This window comes from Hydrocoleum sp. CS-953 (genome assembly GCF_002260545.1).
Lineage (GTDB): Bacteria > Cyanobacteriota > Cyanobacteriia > Cyanobacteriales > Microcoleaceae > Trichodesmium.
Window position 1 is genome coordinate 1 of the sequence record NZ_LGSU01000943.1, and the last position, 5,579, is coordinate 5,579.

Consider the following 5,579-nt stretch of genomic DNA (forward strand, 5'->3'; position numbering starts at 1 on the left):
CAACTATACAATTATCGAAAATTAGCAAGATTACTGAGAAGTACAGTTAGATTTATCTATGGTTTGCTAGAAATTATTACTGTTTTAATTGCCGTAATTCTGTTAATTTTAGGGATAATCTATATCGAAAATACTATAGAACAAAAAACAGAGTGGGGTAAAGCTTTACTAGACTCAATTGAACACTCCCAAATTATGGGAACTATTGAAAATATTAGCATTGTTACAGCATTAGTTATTTACATTAGGTGGGGAAAAAAGAAATCCCATTATCAAGCTTGGCAAGTAATTGACTCCGCCCAAGGATTAGATATTAGCTATGCTAGAATTAGAGCGTTAGAAGAACTTGTTAAGGGAGGTGTTTGTTTAAAAGGTTTATCTTTACCTAAAGTCAATTTAGACCAAGTTAATTTAGTAGATGTAGATTTTAAAGAAGCCAACCTTCAAGGAGCAAAATTTTTAGAGGCAAACCTTCGAGGAGGCAAATTTGAATTGACTCAATTACAAGGTGCTTTTCTCTGGGGAGCAAATCTTCAAGATAGTTTTTTTCTATTAACTCAACTCCAAAAAGCAAACCTCAGTTCAGCAAATCTCAAAAATTCTGACCTTCAAGGAGTTAACCTCTTGGAAGCTTGTTTACAAAAAGCTAATTTAGAGGGAGCTTATATATTAGGAAACCTCCAAGGTGTTGATTTACAAGAAGCAAATTTAAAAGGAACAAACCTACAGGGTTGTTATCTCAAAAATGCCAACTTTAAATCTGCAAATTTGAAAGGAGCTAACTTACAAGATGCCAATTTACAGGGAGCTAATTTCCAAGATGCTAATCTACAAGATACCAATTTGCAAAAAGTAAAAGGGCTACATCCATCACAAATTCAATCTGCTAATAACTGGCAACAAGCTAAATATTCAAAAGAATTTTATTCTCAGCTAAACTTACCGCCAGGAAAATAATCAAGTTCACCTAAATTTATCAAACATAATATGAACAAAAGTCATATCCGGCTCAACAAAACCACAAGAGAATGGGTAATTTATGCACCAAATAGAGGTAAACGTCCCCAGGATTTTAAACAAGAACATATAGTACAAAACCAGGGAGAAAGTCACTCTCCCAAATGCCCTTTTTGTACTGGTAATGAACACCTTCTACGGCCGATTCTTTTAGAGAGACAAAACCCAGAAAATACTGACTGGCAAATTCGTGTTGTGCCCAATAAATTTCCAGCCTTAACTCCAGATGGAAATACTCATCGAAAATTAGAAGGAATTTATCTCACAATGCCTGGTTATGGTAGACATGAAGTAATTATTGAAAGTGCCAAACATAACCAAGATATTCCCACAATGTCTATCCAAGAAGTAGAGATGATTATTGATACTTACCATCAACGTTATATCGAACTTATGGAAATAGATGAAAGTATGATGGTAATTATTTTTAGAAATCATGGAAAAAAAGCAGGTGCTTCATTAAGCCATCCCCATTCTCAGATTATTGCTACTAGCATTGTTCCCCAACATCGACGCTGGCAAGAAGAAGAAGCTCAAAGATATTATGACGATTTTGGTTGTTGTGTATACTGTGAAATATTAGCATTTGAACAGCAAGATCAAAAGCGAGTAATTGAGGAAAATTCATCATTTTTAGCCTTTATTCCTTTTGCAGCTAAAGTACCTTTTGAAATTTGGATTATGCCCAAAAAACATGAAGCTGATTTTGGCAGTATTTCCGAGTCAGAAAAGTCAGATTTTGCATTAATTCTCAAAAATATCCTAACTAGATTATCAGAAAAATTAAACGACCCAGATTATAATTATGTAATTAATACTGCTGCTCGTTATAAAGCAGAAGAACCCCAGGTACATTGGTATTGTCAAATTGAACCTCGACTTACCACACCTGCGGGTTTTGAAATTGCTTCTGGTATTCGGATTAATCCCTCACTTCCTGAACTAGATGCTGAATTTTTAACTACTACTTAAATCCTGATTTTTTGATGCAGCAAGAGCAATAGCACCTACCATAATTTTATGTTCTTGTACTTGAATTCTTTCGTGGAGAGTTTCTGGTGTATCATCAGCTAAAATTGGTACAGCAGCCTGCATTAAAATCGGACCATTATCGACTTCTACATCTACTAAATGTACTGTACAACCAGTTATTTTTACTCCAGCTTTTAAAGCTTGTTCAACTGCTTTAATTCCTTTGAAACTCGGCAATAAACTAGGATGAATATTGATAATTTGATTAGGAAAAGCATTAATTAAAACCTGAGTAACAATTCGCATCCAACCAGCCATAATAACCCACTCTACATCATATTCTTGTAGAGTTTTAACAATCTGACTATCAAATTCTTCTCTATTTTTGTATTCTCGATGATTTAACAATACCGATGGAACATTCCACTTTTCTGCTCTAGATATAACCTTAGCTCCAGGATTGTTATAAATCATTACCTGAATTTGAGCATTTAATTTTTGATTATTTATTGCCTCTGCAATAGCCTCAAAATTACTCCCACTACCAGAAGCGAGAATTCCTAATTTTAGAGGAGAGGATTTTGGGAAGCCACTCTCAGGAATAGCTGGAGAAATTAGACAAGAATTAGAATTAAGTAGTTGAGTTTCAGTTGTCATTTTTTTTAGTTAAATAGTAAAACATGGAATAGGGAATAGAGAATAGTTAGAAAAACATTTCCTAGTCTAAACTCTTATAATAATCCGTGCTTATATTGTAATATTTTATTGGGTATAAAACATAGAAACCTGGTTTATATCAAATGCCTCAATATACCGAAATCTATCTCCCATAAACCCGGTTTATTATAAGACTTCCATTGCCAGCGGATTTGATCTAAAAATGGGATATTGTAATATTTTATAGTACGGGTTTTGTCTCCAAACCCAAACACTAGTATGGGTATAAAGCATAGAAACATGGTTTATATCAAATGCCCCAATATACCGAAATCTGTCTCCCATAAACCCAGTTTATTATAACAGTCTGAAGCAAGCGGATTTAAGATAAAAATAGGATTTAGAGACAAAACACCTACAGTTTTTTTCACAAATCATTTCATATTGCTATATACTTACTATTAATAGCTCAATACTTACATTAAACACCAGTAAAAGCAGACATTACTTCAAATGGATGAAAGCCACATACTCTAGTAGATATTTTAATAGAAGAATCGTATTTTTTACCACTAAATTCTTCTTTGAGAATCGAATACATTTTCAAATCCCGATATTTTCCCTTCATAAACATACATCCCCGCAGAATACCCTCATATTTCATTCCTACCTTCTCCATTACCCTAGCAGAAGCTATATTTTCAATTACACATCGAGCTTCAATCCTATTTAACATCATCGTTCTAAAGCCAAAATAAATAATAGCATTAACCACCTCAGTCATATAACCCTTTCCCCAATATTTACGAGATAAAGTGTAACCAATTTCTGCCCTAGCGTGTTCTATATTCCAGTCAACAAATCCAGCAGTACCAATAAATTTTTGCTCTGCTTTGTGAACAATACCCCAGTTAGAAAGCTGATTATTCTTATAATTATTAACGGTATATTGTAAAAACAATTTAGTATCTTGAATAGAGTTATGAGTGTACCAACCTGTATACTTTGAAACTTGTGAATCTTGAGCATATTCAAACATATCTTTTGCGTCCTTAAGAGACATTTTCCTCAAAAGGATTCGTTCAGTTTCAATAGTTGGTAAATTCCTAAAAAGATCCAGATTTTTCAAATCTTGAATTTCCCAATTTTATAGATGCCTGAAATTATTTAAGCATAACAATATATTGTTAGTCAAGTATGATAATAATCCTCAAATTTTCAGAATAACACCATTAAGTTTATAGGAAATATCAAGACCTTTTATTTTACAATAAGCTGTTGAGTTAAACTTCTAAAATTACACACTATATATATTAGTTAATGGAAGGCGATCGCTCTAGTGGTACGGAGTATTATCACTATTTGAGGTAGAGTAGCGTACTGCGTTACCCAACCTACAAAAAAACTATTTAACTCAACTTGTCAGGATCGATACCCAACTCTCGCAGTTTTGCTGCCAAGCGATCGGCTCGTTGNCCGAAAACTATATATATTAGTTAATGGAAGGCGATCGCTCTAGTGGTACGGAGTATTATCACTATTTGAGGTAGAGTAGCGTACTGCGTTACCCAACCTACAAAAAAACTATTTAACTCAACTTGTCAGGATCGATACCCAACTCTCGCAGTTTTGCTGCCAAGCGATCGGCTCGTTGTTCGGCATTAGTAGCCCGTTGTTTTGCCACTGCTGCCTCCTCTTCTGGGGTAGGAATCAAATTTCCTTCCAGAGTCATCCACCGCAACCAGAGTCTATCTATCTTACTGTAACTCCCTTGCCACAAACCCAGACTGAGTTCTATGCTAGGAAGCAACAAACGTCCCTGACTTAACTCTGCTCTTTGGTAGCGATCGCCTACTAAATGAAACGCTTGTATTTGATTAGTATAGCGACTGAAAGTTACATAATAAGGTACTCGCAGAATGCTCTCGTAAACTTCCCACTTAGTCGGAGGTTTTCCCGGTTCTCCTAGTGTCTCTCCTAAATCTTCATCTTCTGTACCCGGAGATAATAACTCCACCGCTAGCAATGGGTTAACTCCTTCCTGCCAAACTACATAACTCAAGCGCATATCCCGTTCTTCGTACAACCTGGGTACTCCCACAACTGCAAACCAGTCTGGGCGTTTATACCAGTTGAGATGTTTGACATCGTAGTATAGATTCATATCACTGCCACAAAACAAGCGATCGGGATACCAGTTGCGCGGTTGAAAAGTTTGGCGCAAAAGTTCAGGTTGAAAGTCGTGAAATTCGTCTGGCAAACCAGGTTCCTCCGGATTTTCGCTTGGTAAGTCGTACATGGTAGGCAAAGTTTCCTTTGCTGGAAGTGGTGGTTCATATTGAACGGATATATTAGTCATATTATTCTTCTCGACATAGTTTTTATAGTTTTAAAAGCGACTCTATCTGCGCGTACTTTTTCCCATGATTACAGAGTAACATACTATGCTTGATAAATGGGAGTAGAGTTGAAAATTTTTGATAAATTAAAGAAGCGATGGGATTTATGATGTGCGCGATCGCCAACTTAAAAAAAATCAACAAATAGCTGTTTCTTACTCTTGTTTTGAAAATGGTAGTTGTCTTCAGGCGATCGCCTAGCAGTGCGGATACTATCGCTACCCAGATGTTAATGGAGAAAATATTTAGGTGTTGTTGGGGCGGTGTTGTTGTTTCCATTTTTCTATTTCTTCTAGGGGAAGCAGGAGAGTTTCTTCTATTTCTTCACGGACTTCAGAAGGAAGGTTATTTAAGCACTCCACTATCAAACGATTAGCTTGACAATATTGAGTTAATAGTTCTTTTTCATTATCTGTAAACTGCCAATCAAATTTATCTGTTGACTCTATAATCTTATCTTTATACTCATCTATTAATATCTCTTCTAAATATAATTTTTTTATACTAATTTTACCCTCGTAGTCAGATATTAAA

At 35.3% G+C, this 5,579-nt stretch carries 6 protein-coding genes; 2 read left to right on the forward strand and 4 right to left on the reverse strand.

The genetic code is table 11. The annotated features are described in order from the left end of the window. Both AFK68_RS12970 and galT read left to right on the forward strand, forming a co-directional pair. On the forward strand, positions 1-957 hold a 957-nt coding region (locus tag AFK68_RS12970), incomplete at its 5' end, for a pentapeptide repeat-containing protein (protein WP_143437834.1). Between the two features lie 30 nt (positions 958-987). After that, entirely contained in the window at positions 988-1,989 is a 1,002-nt protein-coding gene (gene galT, locus AFK68_RS12975; RefSeq protein WP_094673180.1) for a galactose-1-phosphate uridylyltransferase, read from the forward strand. On the opposite strand, the gene purN is transcribed toward galT, so the two are convergent. From purN to AFK68_RS36710, 4 genes are all read right to left on the reverse strand, one after another. Continuing rightward, positions 1,975-2,646, reverse strand: coding sequence for a phosphoribosylglycinamide formyltransferase (gene purN / locus AFK68_RS12980; RefSeq protein ID WP_094673181.1), 672 nt, complete (start codon positions 2,644-2,646; stop codon positions 1,975-1,977). The two genes, galT and purN, sit on opposite strands and share 15 nt — an antisense overlap. 481 nt (positions 2,647-3,127) lie before the next feature. After that, on the reverse strand, positions 3,128-3,775 hold the full coding sequence (locus AFK68_RS12985) for a GNAT family N-acetyltransferase (RefSeq protein WP_094673182.1): 648 nt from the start codon (positions 3,773-3,775) through the stop codon (positions 3,128-3,130). A 459-nt stretch (positions 3,776-4,234) separates the two neighbouring features. Continuing rightward, the gene (locus AFK68_RS12990; protein ID WP_094673183.1) at positions 4,235-5,005 is read right to left on the reverse strand and encodes a Uma2 family endonuclease; all 771 of its coding nucleotides are present in this window, start codon (positions 5,003-5,005) and stop codon (positions 4,235-4,237) included. Positions 5,006-5,290: 285 nt separating this feature from the next. Then, on the reverse strand, positions 5,291-5,579 hold a 289-nt coding region (locus AFK68_RS36710), incomplete at its 5' end, for a hypothetical protein (RefSeq protein WP_210407383.1).

Excerpts from the sequence above, each read along its gene's own strand:
- galT (WP_094673180.1), top strand. The coding sequence starts at position 988 with ATGAACAAAAGTCATATCCGGCTCAACAAAACCACAAGAGAATGGGTA.
- AFK68_RS12990 (WP_094673183.1), bottom strand. The coding sequence starts at position 5,005 with ATGACTAATATATCCGTTCAATATGAACCACCACTTCCAGCAAAGGAA.
- purN (WP_094673181.1), bottom strand. The coding sequence starts at position 2,646 with ATGACAACTGAAACTCAACTACTTAATTCTAATTCTTGTCTAATTTCT.